Genomic DNA, 18,258 nt, shown 5'->3' with positions numbered 1-18,258 from the left:
CTCATCTCGAGATCCCGTCGGCCGTGGCCCGCGGCGCGGACTCTCCCGGCTCTCCGTTGCGCAGCAGCTCTTCGATCAGCCGGACCGCCTCCGGTACGGCGTCGGACACCGGCGGGCTGAGGCCGATGCCCTCGTCCACCGTGGCCGGTTCGCATCCGACGACCAGGACGCGCCGTGGCGGCTCGCCGCCGGTCCCGGCGCACAGGGTGCCCAGCAGCGCCAGGACGGCGTCGGGAGTCATCCGGTGGCCGTCCAGCGCGGGCGTGCCGGGCGGCGGGCTCCCGCCGCCGACGTCGTGTTCGATCACGTACAGCGTGCCGGGGGCTTCGCCGCGCGCCGTGGCGTCCACCAGGACGAGGGTGTCGTAGCCGTCCAGGAGCTGGTAGGCGAGGTGCACCCCGCGCACTCCGATGTCCACGACCTCGACATGTCCGGGCAGGTCGCGCTCGGCGAGCCGGCGGGCGGTCTCCACGCCGAAGCCGTCGTCCGTGAGGAAGATGTTGCCGATGCCCGCCACGAGCGTCCTCGGAGCTGCCGGTGCGGGAGGGTTCATGCGTCGTCCTCCAGCGGGGTGACCTCGTCGGGCTGGAAGTACAGGAACCGGCCCTGCTCACGGCGGATGTCGGCGCCCGGGTCACCCTCGACCGTGACCGCCAGGTGCACCCCGCCGTCCACGTCGTGCAGCACCGCCTCGACCTTCGCGGTGCGGCCCCGCAGGAAGATGTCCTGCGCGTCGGTGCGCCGCAGGCCCGGGCACAGCTCGACGCGGCTGCCCTTGCCCACCCGCCGGCCGTCCACGAGCACATGGTCCTGCGCCGGGTCGAAGCCCGCCTCGCCGGCGGGGTCCCACCAGGGGGTGTCAGGGCGCTGCACCCCGTACTCGTCGGGGAAGCCGCCGCCCGGAACGGCGGGGGCCGCCGGGCCGGTTGCCTCGCGCAGACTGCGGACCGCTCCGTGCAGCCGCTCCAGGACCTCGGCCGGCATCGAGTCCGCCAGCTCGATCACGGCGGCCGCCCGCTCGTCGGTGCCCCGGGCCTCGCGTTTCTCCTCGTCGGTGAGGGCCGCGGTGCGCAGCGCGAGGATCTCGTCGATCTCGGTGGCGTCGTAGAGCGCGCCGGGGCTCTCCGGTGCGATGGCCGGATGGTCCTCGAGGATGATCGGCGAGGACAGCACGAGGTCGGCGCTGCCGGTCTCGCCGGCGAGCACGGGCCAGGTGTGCAGGTTGCGGCAGGCGGCGACCGCGGCCTTCGCCCACTCGGGGGGATCGGTCATCGACAGGAACGATCCGGCGCTGAGGGCCATGAGGAGGTGGGTGGCCACCAGGGAGTGCGGCAGCGCCGCGTCCCGGCCGGCGTCTCGGGCCTCGGACGGTGTCCAGTCACTGGTGTTCTCGACGACGGCGGTCAGCCGCATGGTCCGGTAGGGGCCGTCGAGCTCGCGGGCGGACAGCCGGATCGTCCCGCTGATCTCCTCGCACCGCCGCAGGAGTCGGCCGACGGTGCGGCCGGCCGCGTCCAGGACGGGCTCGATGTCCTCCCGGGCGGGCCGCCGGAAGGGTTGCGTGACGCCGTCGCCGAGGAGTTCGTCCACCGAGGCGACCACCTCGACTCGTTCCTCGCCCCCCTCGTCCCAGGGCATCAGCACCCGGTCGTCGAGGCGGAGTTCGGCGACCGTGTCGAAGCCGCCGTCCGGACGTACCCGCTGCACGGTGCGCCGTCGGGCGTGCAGGAAGCGCACCTCGACGGAGAGGGTCGCGCCCGCCTTCGGCTCCATCAGGCACTCGGTGTGCTGGAAGTCGTGCTCCTCGCACTCGGCGCCCCAGCCGGGCGGCACCAGCACCCCGAACTGCCAGCGCAGCCGGTTCTTGGCCGCCGAGGCGCGGTACGGGTAGAGCACATAGCCCTCGAAGAGGACGGCGTCGGCCACCTGCCGGGCGAGGGCGAACCGCTCCTCCGTCTCGGAGGCGAACGCGGTCACGGTCACGGATCCGTCCTTCCGGTGGTGCCGGTGAGCGCGCGCAGCGGGTCGCGCCGGGGCCGGTCCGCGCTGCCGCTGTCGTCGAGCAGGGCCTTGAGGGTGGCGTCCCAGGAGGGCAGCGCGCGCCGGGAGCGGTAGGCGAGGAGGGCGTCCATGGTGTCGCGCGGCAGCCGGATCCAGCCGCACCCGGGGAAGTGCTGCTCGACCATCTCCCGCCAGGTCGCGACCGGCATCCGGTAGGCCGCCTCCCGGTCCCACGGCACCGGCTCGACCTGGAAACCGCCTTCGCCGGTGAACGCCGTGCCGGAGAACAGCATCAGCAGCGGGACCTCTCCGGCGGTGAGGGCGTCGAGGTAGCGGGTGGCCGCGATGTCCATGTCGTAGGTGCAGGGGACGACGAGATCGGTTTCGGTCTCTCCGGTGAAACCGGGGACCATGAGCGAGATCTGCGCGAACTGCACCGGCTGGAGCGTGCTGCCCCAGCGGGAGCGCTCGCCGAAGAGGTCCGCCAGCCCGTCGGCCTCGGCCGGCTCGTAGCCGCGGCGGGCGGGCTCGATGCGGATCTGGCAGCGCAGCGCGAGGGCGTGCACCCGCGCGCCGTCGGCGGCGGTGACGCGCAGCCGGAAGACGAGGGTCGGTCCTGCGGCGTACCGGTCGGCACGGACGCCGGTGCAGGCGAAGGAGAACTCCGTCATGGCCGCACCGCCTCGTCCACGGGCCGGGCCTGTCGCGCGACGTCCGCGAAGAACGCGTCCAGCGCCGCCCGGGCCTCGGCCCCGCCGTCGAAGCCCTGCCACAACAGGCGCATACGGCCGACCAGTTCGTAGCAGATGTCGATCGGTACGAGGTGGCACTCGAAGCGGCCCTCGGCGCGGCGCAGCAGCAGCGCCTCCACGTCGGGTTCGAGCAGTCCGGCGAGGCGGCTGCCGCCGAGGACCGCCGTCCAGGTGGCCGGTTCGAGTTCGCTCTCGGTGGCTCCGGCCGGGCTCGGGTAGAGGGCGACCAGCCGGTCGAGCGCCGCGTTGCGGAAGAGGAAGGCGACGCCGACCGGGATCTGCAACGCGTCCCACGCGCTCTCGTCGAGCCGATGTCCGGGGTCGGTGAGGTAGCGGGCCGGGACCGTGCGGAAGCGGCCCGCGGCGGCGCCCGGCTGCTGCATCAGCAGCGCGCAGGCGGCACAGGCGCAGACGAGGGCACGTTTCTCGGTGTCGACCAGATGGCGGTGGTCCGCCTCGACCGGCACGGCGCACAGCTCGCACCGTTCGAGCCGCGGAGGTCGCTCGGTGAGGAACCTCCGCAGGCCGGGTGTGCGCGTCGCCGGGGACGCCCTCATCGGGCGCCCGTCGGTGCCGTGCCGATCTGGAGGAGCGTGGGCCCCGCGGGCGCGGTCTGGACGTCGACGGCCCTGACCTCCGGTGCGAAGCAGGCGAGGGCCGCCCGCGCGGCCTCCCGGGCACTGTCGCCGGAGCCGCATCCACAGCCGCCTGCCTCCCGCGTCCGCAGGGTCAGGGCGCCGCTCTCCTCGTCGAAGTCCACGACGTCCAGGGCGTGTTCCCGGACGCTGTCGAGGGCCCGGGTGATCCGGGTGTCGCGGTCCTCGGGGTGCAGGTCGTGCAGGACGAGGAGGCTCGCGACGAGTTCGTCGGCGAGCAGGCCCGCCAGCGGGTCGCCCGGGGCGGCGGACAGCAGGTGGAGGACGCGGGCCAGACCGGAGCCGTAGAAGTCCATGAGGGAGCGGACGAGTTCCTCGGCCGCCTCGGCGGCGGCCGGGTCGCCGCTCGCGGCCAGCCGGTCCAGCACCTCCTCGACACGGCGTCCGGTCTGTTCCGCGTCGACGGGTCGCGTCGCCGTCGGCGCGCTCATCCGCCCAGTCCGCTCAGGCCGGTGGGCACGTGCATCGACTTCACGGTCTTGCCGCCGCCGACGTACATGTGGACGCCACAGGGCAGACAGGGGTCGAAGCTGCGGACGGCGCGCATGATGTCGATGCCCTTGAAGTTCTCCGGGGTGTTCTCCTCGAAGATGGGGGTGTTCTGCACGGCGTCCTCGTACGGGCCGGGCGTGCCGAAGGAGTCCCTGGTGCTGGCGTTCCAGGGGGTGGGCGGATACGGGTGGTAGTTGGCGATCTTGCCGTCGCGGATCACCATGTGGTGGGAGAGGACGCCGCGGACCGCCTCGGTGAAGCCGACGCCGAGACCCTCGTCGGGGACCTCGAACTTCTCCCAGGTCTGGGTGCGTCCGGCGCGGACCTCCTCGAGGCCCTTCTCCGCGCAGTGCAGGGCGACCGCGGCGGCGTACGCCTGGAAGTAGGTGCGCGCGCGGTTGCGCTCCAGCGCGTTGGACCACTTCGGGATCTTCCACTCGAAGCTGGTCTCCGGCTTGGTCATGGTGCGCGGCAGGTTGATGACCACGCTGTGGCCGGTCGCCTTGACGTATCCGATGTCGACGAGGCCGGACAGCGCGGTCGACCACAGGCGGGCGATGGGGCCGCCGCCGGTGTCCAGGGCGAGGTGGTCCTTGCCGTCGAACCAGCGCGGGGACATGACCCAGCTGTACTTGTCGTCGAAGTTCCGCTTCTGCGGGGCGGGGATGGTGTGCTGGTTCCAAGGGTGGCGCGGGTCCACCGGGTTGCCGAGCGGGTCGTGGGTGACGAACTGCTCCTGACCCTGCCAGTCCTCGTAGTAGGAGCTGCCCAGCAGGATGCGGATGCCGAGGTTGATCTCGGTCAGGTCGTTGGTGACGAGCTTGCCGTCCACGATGACACCGGGCGTGACGAACATCCGCCGGCCCCAGTCCGTCATGTTGGCGTAGGTGAAGTCGCAGTACTCGGGGTCGTTGAGCGCGCCCCAGCAGCCGAGGAGGACCCGGCGGCGGCCCACTTCCTCGTAGCCCGGCAAGGCCTCGTAGAAGAAGTCGAACAGGTCGTCGTGCAGGGGCACGACGCGCTTCATGAACTCCACGTAGCGCATCAGGCGGCTGAGGTAGTCCGTGAAGAGCTGTACGGAGGCGATGGTGCCGACGCCGCCCGGGTAGAGCGTGGAGGGGTGCACGTGGCGGCCCTCCATCAGGCAGAACATCTCGCGCGTGTAGCGGCTGACCTGGAGGGCCTCGCGGTAGAACTCCCCTTCGAGGGGGTTCAGCGAGCGCATGATGTCGGCGATGGTGCGGTAGCCGTGCTCGGCCGCGTGCGGGGCCTCGGTGCGCTCGGCGAGTTCGAGGACGCCGGGGTTGGTCTCCCTGACCATCTTCTCGCAGTAGTCGACCCCTACCAGGTTCTCCTGGAAGATGTTGTGGTCGAACATGTACTCCGCGGACTCGCCGAGGTTGATGATCCACTCGCCGAGGTGCGGGGGCTTCACGCCGTACGCCATGTTCTGCGCGTACACCGAGCAGGTGGCGTGGTTGTCGCCGCAGATTCCGCAGATGCGGCTGGTGATGAAGTGGGCGTCGCGGGGGTCCTTGCCGCGCATGAAGACGCTGTAGCCGCGGAAGACCGACGAAGTGCTGTAGCACTCCGCGACCCGCTTCTGCTTGAAGTCGATCTTCGTGTGGATGCCCAGGCTGCCCACGATCCGGGTGATCGGATCCCAGGCCATCTCCACCAGGCCGCTGCCGTCGCCGGCCGCCTTCGTCCTTGCCATCGTCTTTGCCGTGCCCTTCGTTGCGCGAGTGGTTCGGTTGTGGGGGGTGCACGAAGCAGAAGCGGGTCACGCGCGGCGGTGCGTCACCAGGGGGGCCGGTAGCCGGTGGTGATCTTCTCGCCGGTCCGGCGCCACTTGGGCTCCTTGTCCACCGTCTTCGCCGTGATCGAGCGCAGCTTGCGGACCACGGCTCCGTAGGCGCCGCTGGCCGTGCTGGAGAGCTTGGCTCCGGGCGGCTCGTCCATGAACGGCATGAACTTGTCGGGGAACCCGGGCATGGTGCAGGCGATGCAGATGCCGCCGACGTTCGGGCAGCCGCCGATGCCGTTCATCCATCCGCGCTTGGGCACGTTGCACTTGACGACCGGACCCCAGCAGCCCAGCTTGACCAGGCACTTCGGCGAGTCGTACGACAGGGCGAACTCACCCTGCTCGTAGTAGCCCGCGCGGTCGCAGCCCTCGTGGACGGTGGCCCCGAACAGCCAGGTGGGACGCAGCTTGTCGTCCAGCGGGATCATCGGGGCGGCGCCGGTCGCCTGGTAGAGCAGATACGTGAGCGTCTCGGAGAAGTTGTCGGGCTGGATCGGACAGCCGGGGACGCACACGATGGGGATGCCGGCCTGGGACTTCCAGTCCCAGCCGAGGTAGTCCGGCAGGCCCATGGCGCCGGTCGGGTTGCCCGCCATGGCGTGGATGCCGCCGTAGGTGGCGCAGGTGCCGATGGCGACGACCGCCAACGCCTTGGGGGCGAGCCGGTCGATCCACTCGCTGGTGGTGATCGGCTGGCCGGTCTCCGGGTTGTCGCCGAAGCCGCACCAGTAGCCCTCGGGCTTGATCGCCTCGTTGGGGATCGAACCCTCGACGACCAGCACGAACGGGTCGATCTCGCCCCGCTCGCCCTTGAAGAACCACTCGATGAACGTGTCCGAGCCACCGACCGGACCGCACTCGAAGTCGATGAGTGGCCAGTGGACGGCGATCTTCGGCAGCCCCGGCAGCACGCCGAGCACGATCTCCTCGATGCTGGGCTGCATGGCCGCCGTCAACGCGACCGAGTCGCCGTCGCAGCTCAGCCCGGCGTTGATCCAGAGAATATGGATCGTGGGTGTCTCGTCGGCGGGCGCAGCGCCGACCGTCTTCGTCGTCGCCTCAGTCATGGGACCGCCTCCTGGGGAGGTGAGGAATGAAAGCCCCATTGAGGGACTTTCTGCGTTCATCGGATTCTTGCTATCAGCCGATGGGTCGCGACGGGATGTCATGGGGGGCCGTTCCGGTGAATCCGGTGGCAGACGGGCCCGAATCGGTTTGAGAAGCGGAGAGGTGCGGCGGGGTGCCCGCGGGGCGCTCCTTGCGGACGAACGCCCGGCGCAGAGCGTGGTACGGGGCGTCCGGGTCGTCGAAGGTCCGCCGCATCCGGGCGAGCTCGCGTTCCCGGAAGCCGGCCAGTGGGGTCGTGCTCTCCCGCCGCTCCAGCTCCGACTTCTTCGCGGCGATGCGGGTCGGCGTCGACGGCAGGGCGGACAGGTGCGCGGCCAGGCGGCCGACCTCCGCCGCGAAGGCGCCCGGACCGCCGTCCACCACCCGGTCGACGAGCCCGAGGCCCAGCGCGCTCGCCGCGCTCACCGGCAGCGCCTCCCGCATGAGGCGTTCGGCCACCACCGGGCCCACCTTGCGGGGCAGGGTGTACGTCCAGTACTCCGAGCCGTAGAGGCCCATCAGACGGTAGTGCGGGTTCAGCACGGCACCCGAGCGGCACCACACCTCGTCGGCCGCCAGGGCGAGCATCACCCCGCCCGCCGCGGCGTTGCCCGCGACCGCCGAGACCACCAGCCGGTCGGTCGTCGTCAGGACCGCCTCGACCAGGTCGTCGATGGCGTCGATGTTCGCCCAGGACTCGGCGGCGGGGTCGTCGGCGGCCTCGATGACGTTGAGGTGGATCCCGTTGGAGAAGAAGTCCCGCTCGCCGCCCAGTACCAGCACCGACGTGGGACGCGCGCACGCCTCCCGGTAGGCGTCCAGCAGCCGGCGGCACTGCTCGGTGCTCATGGCGCCGCCGGGGAAGGAGAACGACAGGAAGCCGACGTCACCGCTCTCCCGGTAGCGGATGTCCGCCCAGGTGGCCTCCGGCGCCTCGGGCAGCGGCGGCAGCCGGTCGCCGAGGGCCGGGACGGCGGGCAGCTTGTACGTCGGCGGCTGCCCGGGGAGCCGCCGGGCCCGCAGCTCCGGGATCCACACGGCGCCGTCCCTGGTGGCCCGGCAGACCGCCCCGGCCCGGGTCGCCAGCAGCTCGCCCGGGCGGCCGCGCAACACGCTCTCGGGATGACCACCGTGCAGGTACCACTCGCCGCCGAGCAGCGTGTCCAGCACACCGGGCTGCGAGTCCGCCGCCCTCAGCTTGCGCAGGACGGTCCCGGTCGCGTCCTCGGCCCAGTCGATGCGCCTGACACTCTGGTCGAGGTACGGACGCGGACGCAGGCGGGCGTCGGGCGCGCAGTCCGTGTCCTGCTTGCGCGGCACATGGGTTCCCCCGGCGAAGCGCTCCACCGCCAGCAGGACGGCCTCGAGCGCGGCGTCGGCGATCTCGCCCCGGTACAGCTCGCTCTTGGACACCTGAGGAAGCCGGCACGGCACGCAGGCCCACACATCGCCGGCGTCCATCTCCCCGTCGGCCTGGAGGACGGTGACGCCCCACTCCTCGATGCCCTCGTGGATCGCCCAGTCCAGGGAGGACGGTCCACGGTCGCCCACGGGGCCCGGGTGGACGACGAGACACGTGTACGCCGCCCAGACCTCCTCGGGAATCACCGCCTTCAGCATCGGCGCCACGACGAGCTGCGGTTCGTGCCGCCGCACGGCGTCCGGCAGCGAGCCGCCCGGCAGGGCGAGTTCCACCGCCACCCGGTGGCCGCGGTCACGCAGCTCGGCGTGGGCGCGCTGGGTCAGGCTGTTGAACGCGCTGGCTAGGAGCAGGATGTGCACGGCTGCCTCCGGGCGGGACGAACGGCAGGCAGAAATGACCGCCGCCGCGATCCTCGGCCACCTCGGCCCGCCGCCCTCGACGACAGACGGTCGGATCATCCGAAATCATCCGAAAGCGGGCACACATCCGCCGTCCGGTCCCACCGACCGTCGCCTCGCCCGCGGCGGCACCGGCCCCCCGGCCCCCCGGCTTCCTGGCTTCCCGCGTCAGCCGGCGTAGGGGATCACTGGCGGCGCAGGCCGCTGGTGATGCGCTCCCACGGGGAGCGGGTGGCGCCGAAATGGGTCTCGTGCGCCCAGATGTGGGTGCACGACCGGCACTGGAGGTGGAGCAGGCTGCCGACGTTGGAGAGCAGGTAGCGCCAGTGCTCGGAACAGGTGCGCCCCTGCTCGCAGGTGGCGCAGCCGCGACGGTCGTCGCAGTTGGGGCAGGCCACCCAGGCCCGGCGCCCGATGTCGGCCTGGGGGTCAAGCGGCAGCATGGCCACCCCCTCGGCGCGGAAGCACACCGGCCGCGACCAGTTCGTCGTACATGCGCTGCTGCTCCGCGCTGAGGCCGGAATACAGCAGGTCGTTCGCCGCCTCCTCGTCGCGCAGCGCGGCGACGGGGTCCCAGTCGGGGCCGAGAGCGTCCAGGACGTGGGCGCGCCGGAGCATCTCGTGTGAGGTCAGGTCGATGGTCAGGTCGGCCGAGGGGTGGGCGTCGGGCGGGCCTGCGGCGGGCCTGCTCGCCGCGCCGGATTCGTCCGGCTCGTCAGGAAGGGCGCGGTCACGGGGGGACATGTGACCGAACGTAGGTAAGCCTTCCTCGCCCAGACAAGAGCAGGTGGGAGAAGTCACAGCGGTCCGTGGCCGACCCTCCCCTCTGCGGGGGGACTCATGGCTGTGTTCAGGTCATGACACCGCCACCTGTGATCGGCGTAATCTTGGCGCCGTGTCGAGTGAGCGGGCCGGGGCCGGAGCGGCGGATTGGGCGCGGAGCGGTGTCATGGCGCTGACCGGGCACCTCGACGGACCGCCGCTGGTGCCCCCCGGGACCGCGGCCGCCTTCGCCGACGAGGTCTCCGCACGACTGGCCACCGCCACGGCGGACAGCGCTCGTCCGGTGCGGGTGCACGGCGCGTCGCTCCTCGCGGAGCGGGCCGCGTTCACCGGGCACCGCCGGCAGGGGCGACTCTCGGCGGGCGGAGCGGGCCGGTTGCTGCGCACCGCGGACGGCTGGGCGGCCGTCTCCTGCGCCCGCCCCGACGATCCACTGCTGCTGGGGGCGCTGGTCGGCGCCGCACTGCCCGACGACCCATGGCCCACGGTCGTCGCGTGGGTACGGGCGCACACCGGGGCGGAGCTGGCCGAGCGGGCCGCGCTGCTCGGTCTCGCCGCCGCGCCCGTGGACCCCTCCCCCGCGCTCCCGCTGCCCGCGCCCGGTCGCCCCAGGTCTCCGGCGGGCCTGCTCGTCGTCGACTTCAGCGCGCTGTGGGCGGGCCCGCTGTGCGCCCAGCTGCTCGGCCTCGCCGGCGCCCGTGTGGTCAAGGTGGAGACGCCGCAGCGCCTCGACGGAGCGCGCCGGGGCAGTCCCGGCTTCTTCCGGCTGCTGCACGCGGGCCACCGCGCCGTTCTCCTCGACCCCACGACGGCAGGAGGGCGGCGAGCGATGTCCGCGCTGGTCGACGCGGCGGACATCGTCATCGAGGCGTCCCGGCCGCGGGCGCTGGCCGGGTTCGGTCTCGACGCTGAGGCAGCGGCCCGGCAGGGCACGATCTGGGTGTCCGTCACGGCGGACGGCCGCGACTCCCCGCGCGTCGGTTTCGGCGACGACGTGGCCGCGGGCGCGGGGCTGGTGGCCCAGGACACCCGAGGGGATCCGGTCTTCTGCGGCGATGCCCTCGCGGACCCGCTGACCGGCCTGTTCGCCGCCGAACTCGCCCTGTCGGCGCCCGAGAACGGCCGGGGACGGCTGTTCGACGTCGCGATGTCCCAGGTGGTCTCCGCCACCCTGGCCCCCGCCCCGGGCTCCCCCACCGGGACCGCTCACCGGGACGGCGCCGGCTGGGCGGTCGACACCTCCGACGGACCGGTGCCGGTCGCCGCGCCCCGCCGTCGGACCGTCACCGGCCACGCTCCCGCACCGGGCGAGCACACCGCCGAGGTCCTGCGCGAGCTGAGGATTCCTTCACCGTGACGACGGGAGTGCTGCTCCGCGACGCCGAGCTGGACGGACGCACGGTGACGGACGTACGGGTCAGGGGCGGGAGCGTCGTCGAGATCGGCGGCCGGCTGACGGCCCACCGCGGCGAGTACGTGCTCGACGCCCGGGGCGGGGCCCTGCTGGCCGGCCTCTGCGACCACCACGTGCACCTGCACGCCATGGCCGCGGCCGACCGCTCCGTCCCCTGCGGCCCGCCTGCCGTGACCACCCCGGAGGGGCTGGCCGAGGCCCTCGCGCACGCCCCCGCCGACGAACGTGGCTGGGTCCGCGGAATCGGATACGCCGAGGATGTCGCCGGACTGCTGGACTCCGTCGCGCTGGACCGCCTGCACGCCGCCCGTCCGGTGCGCGTCCAGCACCGCGGCGGCGCGCTGTGGATGGTCAACAGCGCGGGGGCACAGGCCCTGGACCTCGCGCGGGCGGATCACGCGGGCGTCGAACGCGACGGTCGGGGACGTCCCACCGGGCGGCTCTGGCGCGCCGACGACTGGCTCCGCACCCGTACCTCCGGGGCGCGGCCCCCCGATCTGCGGCCGGTCGGCGCCCGACTCGCCGGCCTGGGCATCACCCACCTCACCGACGCGACCCCGGATCTGAGCGCCACGGCGATCGACGCGATCGGCGAGGCCATGCGCACCGGGGCGCTCCCCCAGCGGGTCCGGCTCCTGGGCGCGCCCCTGCACTGGACCGCGCCCGGCGGCCCGCGGTCACCGACCGCCGGACCCTACAAGATCGTCCTCGCGGACTCCGGCCTCCCGGGCTTCGATGCCCTGGTGGAACGCATCCGCGCGGCCCGTCGTGCGGGCCGGGCGGTGGCCGTGCACTGTGTGACCCGCGAGGCCCTCTTCCTCCTGACCGCCGCTCTCGACGCGGTCGGCGGACGAGCCGGTGACCGGATCGAGCACGCCTCGCTGGTGCCCGCGGAGTCGATTCCCCGGCTGCGGGACCTCGGCCCGGCCGTGGTGACCCAGCCGGGGTTCATCGCGGACCGCGGTGACGACTATCTGCGTGACGTCCCTGCCCCGGACCACCAGGACCTCTACCGGGTGCGGTCGCTGGTCGAGGGCGGCGTGCCGGTCGCGCTGGCCAGCGACGCGCCGTACGGGCCGGTCGATCCATGGCGGGTGATCGACGCGGCGGTACGGCGGCGTACCCGGTCCGGACAGGTCGTCGGCCCGGGGGAAGGTCTCACCGCCCTCCAGGCGCTGGACGCCTTCCTCGGCCCGCCCGATGATCCCGGCGGCCCGCCGCGGAGGGTCACCCGGGGCGCACCGGCCGACCTCGTCCTGCTGCGCGTGCCCCGAGCGGCGGCGCTGGAGCGGCCTTCCGCGGACCTGGTGGCCGCGACGCTGATCGCCGGTGCCGTGGTGTGGTCACGCCCGCACTGACCACGGTATTTGCCCGCCCCGTCACCGTCACCGCCCGGGGGTGGGGTCGTCCTCCCCCGCCTCCAGCAGGGTGGCCGCCGCGCCGATGATCCGCGGGTCGGGGCGGCCGACGACCTCGTCGTCCTTGTCCGCGTAGTCGAAGCGGGCCAGGACACTGCGCATGGCCTCCACGCGGGCGCGCTTCTTGTCGTTGCTCTTCACCACCGTCCACGGGGCGTGTTCGGTGTCCGTCTCACGGAACATGGCCACTTTGGCGGCGGTGTAGTCGTCCCAGAGGTCGAGGGAGGCCAGGTCCATCGGGCTGAGTTTCCACTGCCGCACGGGGTCGACCTGGCGGATCGTGAACCGTGTGCGCTGCTCGCTCTGCGACACGGAGAACCAGAACTTGATCAGTTCGACCCCGTCGTCCACGAGCATCCGCTCGAACAGGGGTGCCTGGCGCATGAAGCGGCGGTACTCGTCGTCCGTGCAGAAGTCCATCACCCGCTCCACACCGGCCCGGTTGTACCAGGACCGGTCCAGCAGGACGATCTCGCCGGCGGTCGGCAGATGTTCGACGTAGCGCTGGAAGTACCACTGGCCGCGCTCGCGTTCGGTCGGCTTCTCCAGGGCGACCACACGGGCACCGCGCGGGTTGAGATGTTCGGTGAACCGCTTGATGGTGCCGCCCTTGCCCGCGGCGTCACGGCCCTCGAAGACGATGACGAGCCGACGCCCGGTCGCCTTGATCCAGCTTTGAAGCTTCAGAAGTTCTATCTGCTGGAGCCGCTTGTGCAGGTCGTACTCCTTGCGCTCCATGCGCTGGTCGTACGGGTAGTTCTCCCGCCAGGTGTCCACGGGAGTTCCGTCGGGTCGGATCAGCACCGGATCGTCGTGGTCCGTGTAGTCGACGCGCATCCCTGACAGCAGTTGGTCCATCCCGCGATGGAAGCAAGCATGTCCGTACAGGGGGCGAACGGCGCGCGAAGCCCAGGTGTCCGCACTGCCGCAGAAGCCCGTGTCGCCATGAGAGGCCGAGGTCACAGCGGGGAAGCGGCCAAGGTCACAGCCGCGCCCTCTGCTGCCGCTCGGCCCGTCTGGCCTAGCATCCGAGCATGACGGTCCTGCCCGACGACGGGCTTTCGCTGGCCGCCGAGTTCCCTGAAGCGTCTCTTGAGCAGTGGCAGCGCCTCGTGGCGGGTGTGCTGCGCAAGTCGGGCAGGGATGTCTCGGACGCGGCAGCCGAGGAGGCCCTGTCCACCGCGCTGGAGGACGGGCTTCACCTCCGGCCCCTTTACAGCGCGCACGACTCCGCACCCGACCCCGGCCTGCCCGGTTTCGCGCCGTTCGTCCGCGGCGGCCGGGCGGAGGGGAACTCCGTCGGCGGCTGGGACGTGCGACAGCAGCACACGGCCGACGGCGCGGTCCTCTCGGACCTGGAGAACGGCGTCACGTCGCTGTGGCTGCTCCTCGGCGACGGCGGCATTCCGGTCGCCTCGCTCGGCCGGGTTCTCGACGGCGTGTATCTCGACCTGGCACCCGTCGTCCTGGACGCCGGAAGTGACGTCGAGTCCGCCGCACAGGGGTTGCTGCGGCTGTACGAGGAGCGGGGCGTCGCCAAGGAGGCGGCGCGCGGCAACCTCGGTGCCGACCCGCTGGGCCACGAGGCCCGTACCGGCCGGGGTTACGACTTCGCGCCGGTGGCCGGTCTCGCGCGCACGTGCGCCGAGGCGTACCCGGGGCTGCGGGCGTTGACCGTGGACGCACTGCCGTATCACGAGGCCGGCGGTTCGGCCGCGCAGGAACTGGGCTGTTCGATGGCGACCGCGGTGGCCTATCTGCGGGAGCTGACCGAGGCGGGCCTGCCGGTGGAACACGCCTGCGCCCAGCTGGAGTTCCGGTACGCGGCCACCGCCGACCAGTTCCTGACCGTGGCCAAGCTGCGGGCGGCGCGCCGGCTGTGGGCCCGGGTCACCGAGGTATGCGGAGCCGCGGCCGGACAGGTGCAGCACGCCGTGACCTCGCCGGTGATGATGGCCCGTCGCGACCCCTGGGTGAACATGCTGCGCACGACCGTCGCCACGCTGGCGGCCGGGGTGGGCGGCGCCGACGCGGTGACCGTACTGCCCTTCGACCACTCGCTCGGCCTGCCGGACGCCTTCGCGCGGCGCATCGCCCGCAACACGTCCACGATCCTCATCGAGGAGTCGCACCTGTCCCGGGTCGTCGACCCGGCCGGCGGCTCCTGGTACGTGGAGCGGCTCACCGACGAACTCGCCCATGCGGGCTGGGAGTTCTTCCAGGAGATCGAGCGGACGGGCGGCCAGGCGGCCGGTCTGCGCTCGGGCCGGATCGGCCGGGACCTGGCGAACACCTGGGAGGCCCGCAGCGCGAAGCTGGCCAAGCGGCGCGAGCCCGTCACCGGTGTCAGCGAGTTCCCGAACCTCGCCGAGCGTCCGGTGGAGCGCGAGCCCGCGCCCGTACCCCGGTCCGGCGGGCTGCCCCGGGTAAGGCGCGACGAGTCGTACGAGAGGCTGCGCGCCCGGTCCGACGCCCACTTCGCGGCGACCGGATCCCGCCCGCGGGTCTATCTGGCCGCCCTCGGTCCCGCCGCCGCGCACACCGCCCGCGTCGGCTTCGCCGCGAACCTGTTCCAGGCCGGCGGCATCGAGCCCGTCACGGACGGCTCCTTCGCGGACAGCGGTGCCACCGAGGCCGTCCTCTGCTCCAGCGACGCACTGTACGAGGAACAGGCGGCGACCCTGGCCCAGGAACTCAAGGACGCGGGTGCCTCGCACGTGTTCCTCGCGGGCCGCCCGGGGCAGTACCCGGGAGTCGACGCGTACGTCTTCGCGGGCTGCGACGCCGTCGCCGTGCTCTCCGCCGCCCTCGACCGCATGGGAGTGTCCTGATGGGAATCCCCGACTTCTCCGGGATCGAACTGGGGACCCCGGCCGTGGACGGCGGCGCCGACGAGTGGCGTACGGCCGTCAAACAGGCCACCGGCGGTGACGAACCACTGTGGGAGACCCCGGAGGGCATCGCGGTCAAGCCGCTGTACACGGGCCGTGACCTGGAGGGCCTGGACTTCCTGGGTACCTACCCGGGCATCGCCCCGTATCTGCGCGGCCCTTACCCGACGATGTACGTCAACCAGCCCTGGACGATCCGCCAGTACGCGGGCTTCTCCACCGCCGAGGAGTCCAACGCCTTCTACCGGCGCAATCTGGCGGCCGGCCAGAAGGGCCTGTCGGTCGCCTTCGACCTGCCCACCCACCGCGGCTACGACAGCGACCATCCGCGCGTGACCGGCGATGTCGGTATGGCGGGCGTGGCCATCGACTCGATCCTCGACATGCGGCAGCTCTTCGACGGCATCCCGCTGGACCGGATGACGGTGTCGATGACGATGAACGGCGCCGTGCTGCCGGTGCTCGCGCTCTACATCGTGGCCGCCGAGGAGCAGGGCGTACCGGCGGAGAAGCTGGCCGGGACCATCCAGAACGACATCCTCAAGGAGTTCATGGTCCGCAACACCTACATCTATCCGCCGAAGCCGTCGATGCGGATCATCTCCGACATCTTCGCCTACACCTCGCAGCGGATGCCTCGCTACAACTCCATCTCGATCTCCGGCTACCACATCCAGGAGGCGGGCGCGACGGCCGACCTGGAGCTGGCGTACACACTGGCGGACGGCGTGGAGTACATCCGGGCGGGTCGTGAAGCCGGCCTGGACGTGGACGCGTTCGCGCCCCGGCTGTCGTTCTTCTGGGCGATCGGCATGAACTTCTTCATGGAGATCGCGAAGTTGCGCGCGGCCCGCCTGCTGTGGGCCAAGCTGGTGAGGCAGTTCGACCCGCAGAACGCCAAGTCGCTTTCCCTGCGCACCCATTCGCAGACCTCCGGCTGGTCGCTGACCGCGCAGGACGTGTTCAACAACGTGACGCGTACGGCCGTGGAGGCGATGGCCGCGACGCAGGGCCACACGCAGTCGCTGCACACCAACGCCCTGGACGAGGCGCTCGCACTGCCCACCGACTTCTCGGCGCGCATCGCCCGCAACACCCAGCTGCTCATCCAGCAGGAGTCCGGCACGACCCGGGTGATCGACCCGTGGGGCGGCAGCGCGTACGTCGAGAAGCTGACGTACGACCTCGCCCGCCGGGCCTGGCAGCACATCCAGGAGGTGGAGCAGGCCGGCGGCATGGCCCAGGCCATCGACGCCGGTATCCCCAAGCTGCGGGTGGAGGAGGCGGCGGCCCGCACCCAGGCCCGCATCGACTCCGGTCGCCAGCCGGTGATCGGCGTCAACAAGTACCGCGTCGAGACCGACGAGCAGATCGACGTGCTGAAGGTCGACAACTCCTCGGTACGCGCCCAGCAGATCGCCAAGCTGCGGCGGCTGCGCGCGGAGCGCGACGAGCGGGCCTGCCAGGACGCACTCGACGACCTGACCCGGGCGGCCGGCGGCGACGGCAACCTGCTGGAACTGGCCGTCAGGGCCGCCCGCGCGAAGGCCACCGTCGGGGAGATCTCCGACGCCCTGGAGAAGGTGTACGGGCGCCACGCGAGCCAGATCCGTACCATCTCCGGCGTGTACCGCAACGAAGCCGGAGAGTCCCCGTCCGTGGAACGCACCCGCACCCTGGTGGACGCCTTCGAGGAGGCCGAGGGCCGCCGTCCGCGCATCCTGGTCGCCAAGATGGGCCAGGACGGCCACGACCGCGGCCAGAAGGTGATCGCCACCGCCTTCGCCGACCTCGGCTTCGACGTGGACGTCGGCCCGCTGTTCCAGACCCCGGCCGAGGTCGCCCGTCAGGCCGTCGAGGCGGACGTGCACATCGTCGGTGTCTCGTCGCTGGCCGCCGGGCACCTCACCCTCGTGCCGGCACTGCGGGAGCAACTCGCCGAGGAGGGACGCGAGGACATCATGATCGTGGTCGGCGGGGTGATCCCGCCCCAGGACGTGCCCCTCCTGCTGGAGATGGGCGCGGCGGCCGTCTTCCCGCCCGGGACGGTGATCCCGGACGCGGCGTTCGACCTGGTCGAACGGCTGTCGGCCGGCCTCGGGCACGATCTGTAAGCCCCATGGCCATCGACCTCGACACGTATGTGAAGGGTGTACTCGACGGCAAGCGGGCCCTGGTGGCCCGTGCGATCACGCTGGTCGAGTCCACCCGGCCCGATCACCGGGCGCTGGCCCAGGGGTTGCTGACCGAGCTGCTTCCGCACAGCGGTAAGGCGCGGCGGATCGGCGTCAGCGGGGTGCCGGGCGTGGGCAAGTCGACGTTCATCGACGCGTTCGGCACGATGCTCACCGCGCTCGGCCACCGGGTCGCGGTGCTCGCCGTCGACCCGTCCTCCAGCCGCACCGGCGGCTCGATCCTCGGCGACAAGACGCGGATGGAACGCCTGGCCGTCGACCCGGCGGCCTTCGTCCGCCCCTCCCCGACCTCGGGCACGCTGGGCGGGGTCGCCAAGGCGACGCGCGAGTCGATCGTGGTGATGGAGGCCGCGGGCTACGACGTGGTCCTGGTGGAGACGGTCGGCGTCGGCCAGTCGGAGACCGCGGTCGCCAACATGGTCGACTCCTTCCTGCTGCTCACCCTCGCCCGCACCGGCGACCAGCTCCAGGGCATCAAGAAGGGCGTCCTGGAACTGGCCGACGTGATCGCCGTCAACAAGGCCGACGGCCCGCACGAGCGCGACGCCCGCGCCGCGGCACGGGAACTGGCGGGCGCCCTGCGGCTCATGCACGGCCAGGACGCCGCCTGGACCCCACCGGTCCTCAGCTGTAGCGCCCGCGAGGTGGCCGGCCTGGACACCGTCTGGGACCGCCTCGAACAGCACCGCACCCTGCTCGACTCCACCGGCCGGCTCGCCGCCAAGCGCCGTGAGCAACAGGTCGACTGGACCTGGTCCATGGTCCGCGACGAACTCCTCGGCCGCCTGCACGCCGCCCCGGCGGTCCGGGCCCTGGCACCCGCCCTCGAACAACAGGTCAGGGACGGCGAGTTGACGGCCACACTGGCCGCGGAGCGCATCCTGAAGGTGTTCGGCGGAGAGGAGAACTGAGGGCCTGCTC

Annotated in this window: 16 protein-coding genes; 5 read left to right on the top strand and 11 right to left on the bottom strand. The window is 72.2% G+C overall.

Annotated features, from left to right (window positions below; genetic code table 11):
- Nucleotide 1 precedes the first annotated feature (1 nt).
- The 10 genes from G9272_RS41345 to G9272_RS41300 form a co-directional block, all read right to left on the bottom strand.
- A complete protein-coding gene (locus G9272_RS41345) occupies nucleotides 2–553 on the bottom strand; it encodes a hydrogenase maturation protease (RefSeq protein ID WP_171401329.1) in 552 nt (183 codons plus the stop codon).
- Entirely contained in the window at nucleotides 550–1,983 is a 1,434-nt protein-coding gene (locus G9272_RS41340; RefSeq protein WP_171401328.1) for a hypothetical protein, read from the bottom strand. The genes G9272_RS41345 and G9272_RS41340 overlap by 4 nt, the downstream gene beginning before the upstream one ends.
- Nucleotides 1,980–2,672 (bottom strand): DUF6084 family protein, encoded by a 693-nt coding sequence (locus G9272_RS41335; protein ID WP_171401327.1) that lies wholly within the window; start codon nucleotides 2,670–2,672, stop codon nucleotides 1,980–1,982. The genes G9272_RS41340 and G9272_RS41335 overlap by 4 nt, the downstream gene beginning before the upstream one ends.
- A complete protein-coding gene (locus tag G9272_RS41330) occupies nucleotides 2,669–3,310 on the bottom strand; it encodes a DUF5947 family protein (protein WP_171401326.1) in 642 nt (213 codons plus the stop codon). Before G9272_RS41330 ends, G9272_RS41335 begins: the two co-directional genes overlap by 4 nt.
- Entirely contained in the window at nucleotides 3,307–3,840 is a 534-nt protein-coding gene (locus G9272_RS41325) for a hypothetical protein (RefSeq protein ID WP_171401325.1), read from the bottom strand. The genes G9272_RS41330 and G9272_RS41325 overlap by 4 nt, the downstream gene beginning before the upstream one ends.
- The gene (locus G9272_RS41320; protein ID WP_171401324.1) at nucleotides 3,837–5,618 is read right to left on the bottom strand and encodes a nickel-dependent hydrogenase large subunit; all 1,782 of its coding nucleotides are present in this window, start codon (nucleotides 5,616–5,618) and stop codon (nucleotides 3,837–3,839) included. Before G9272_RS41320 ends, G9272_RS41325 begins: the two co-directional genes overlap by 4 nt.
- A gap of 83 nt (nucleotides 5,619–5,701) precedes the next feature.
- A complete protein-coding gene (locus G9272_RS41315; RefSeq protein ID WP_171401323.1) occupies nucleotides 5,702–6,775 on the bottom strand; it encodes a hydrogenase expression protein HypE in 1,074 nt (357 codons plus the stop codon).
- A 73-nt stretch (nucleotides 6,776–6,848) separates the two neighbouring features.
- Nucleotides 6,849–8,597, bottom strand: a complete 1,749-nt coding sequence (locus G9272_RS41310; protein WP_171402397.1) for an enoyl-CoA hydratase-related protein — start codon at nucleotides 8,595–8,597, stop codon at nucleotides 6,849–6,851.
- A gap of 224 nt (nucleotides 8,598–8,821) precedes the next feature.
- Complete coding sequence (locus G9272_RS41305) at nucleotides 8,822–9,079, bottom strand: hypothetical protein (protein ID WP_171401322.1); 258 nt, start codon at nucleotides 9,077–9,079, stop codon at nucleotides 8,822–8,824.
- Nucleotides 9,066–9,380 (bottom strand): DUF6400 family protein, encoded by a 315-nt coding sequence (locus G9272_RS41300; protein WP_171401321.1) that lies wholly within the window; start codon nucleotides 9,378–9,380, stop codon nucleotides 9,066–9,068. Before G9272_RS41300 ends, G9272_RS41305 begins: the two co-directional genes overlap by 14 nt.
- 205 nt (nucleotides 9,381–9,585) lie before the next feature.
- On the opposite strand from G9272_RS41300, the gene G9272_RS41295 reads away from it, so the two are divergent.
- Together G9272_RS41295 and G9272_RS41290 are read left to right on the top strand one after the other, a co-directional pair.
- Entirely contained in the window at nucleotides 9,586–10,776 is a 1,191-nt protein-coding gene (locus G9272_RS41295; RefSeq protein ID WP_171401320.1) for a CoA transferase, read from the top strand.
- Nucleotides 10,773–12,191, top strand: coding sequence for an amidohydrolase family protein (locus tag G9272_RS41290; protein ID WP_171401319.1), 1,419 nt, complete (start codon nucleotides 10,773–10,775; stop codon nucleotides 12,189–12,191). Before G9272_RS41295 ends, G9272_RS41290 begins: the two co-directional genes overlap by 4 nt.
- 27 nt (nucleotides 12,192–12,218) lie before the next feature.
- Here the strand turns inward: G9272_RS41290 and ppk2 are convergent, their stop codons facing one another.
- Nucleotides 12,219–13,109 carry a polyphosphate kinase 2 gene (gene ppk2 / locus G9272_RS41285; RefSeq protein WP_171401318.1) on the bottom strand — a complete coding sequence of 297 codons (891 nt, stop codon included), beginning with the start codon at nucleotides 13,107–13,109 and terminating at the stop codon, nucleotides 12,219–12,221.
- Between the two features lie 176 nt (nucleotides 13,110–13,285).
- Between ppk2 and G9272_RS41280 the strand changes: the two genes are divergently transcribed.
- Genes G9272_RS41280 through meaB form a run of 3 tightly spaced genes read left to right on the top strand, consistent with a single transcriptional unit; the run spans nucleotide 13,286 to nucleotide 18,248 of the window.
- Nucleotides 13,286–15,082 carry a methylmalonyl-CoA mutase subunit beta gene (locus G9272_RS41280; RefSeq protein WP_171401317.1) on the top strand — a complete coding sequence of 599 codons (1,797 nt, stop codon included), beginning with the start codon at nucleotides 13,286–13,288 and terminating at the stop codon, nucleotides 15,080–15,082.
- The gene (gene scpA / locus G9272_RS41275; RefSeq protein WP_171401316.1) at nucleotides 15,082–17,256 is read left to right on the top strand and encodes a methylmalonyl-CoA mutase; all 2,175 of its coding nucleotides are present in this window, start codon (nucleotides 15,082–15,084) and stop codon (nucleotides 17,254–17,256) included. Before G9272_RS41280 ends, scpA begins: the two co-directional genes overlap by 1 nt.
- Before the next feature lie 5 nt (nucleotides 17,257–17,261).
- Nucleotides 17,262–18,248: a methylmalonyl Co-A mutase-associated GTPase MeaB gene (meaB, locus tag G9272_RS41270; protein WP_171401315.1), complete on the top strand. Its 987-nt coding sequence runs from the start codon at nucleotides 17,262–17,264 to the stop codon at nucleotides 18,246–18,248.
- The last annotated feature ends 10 nt before the right edge of the window (nucleotides 18,249–18,258 follow it).

This window comes from Streptomyces asoensis, assembly GCF_013085465.1.
GTDB classification, from domain to species: domain Bacteria; phylum Actinomycetota; class Actinomycetes; order Streptomycetales; family Streptomycetaceae; genus Streptomyces; species Streptomyces cacaoi_A.
Note: the sequence above shows the minus strand (reverse complement) of the source record. Positions and strands in the feature narration are given on the sequence as shown.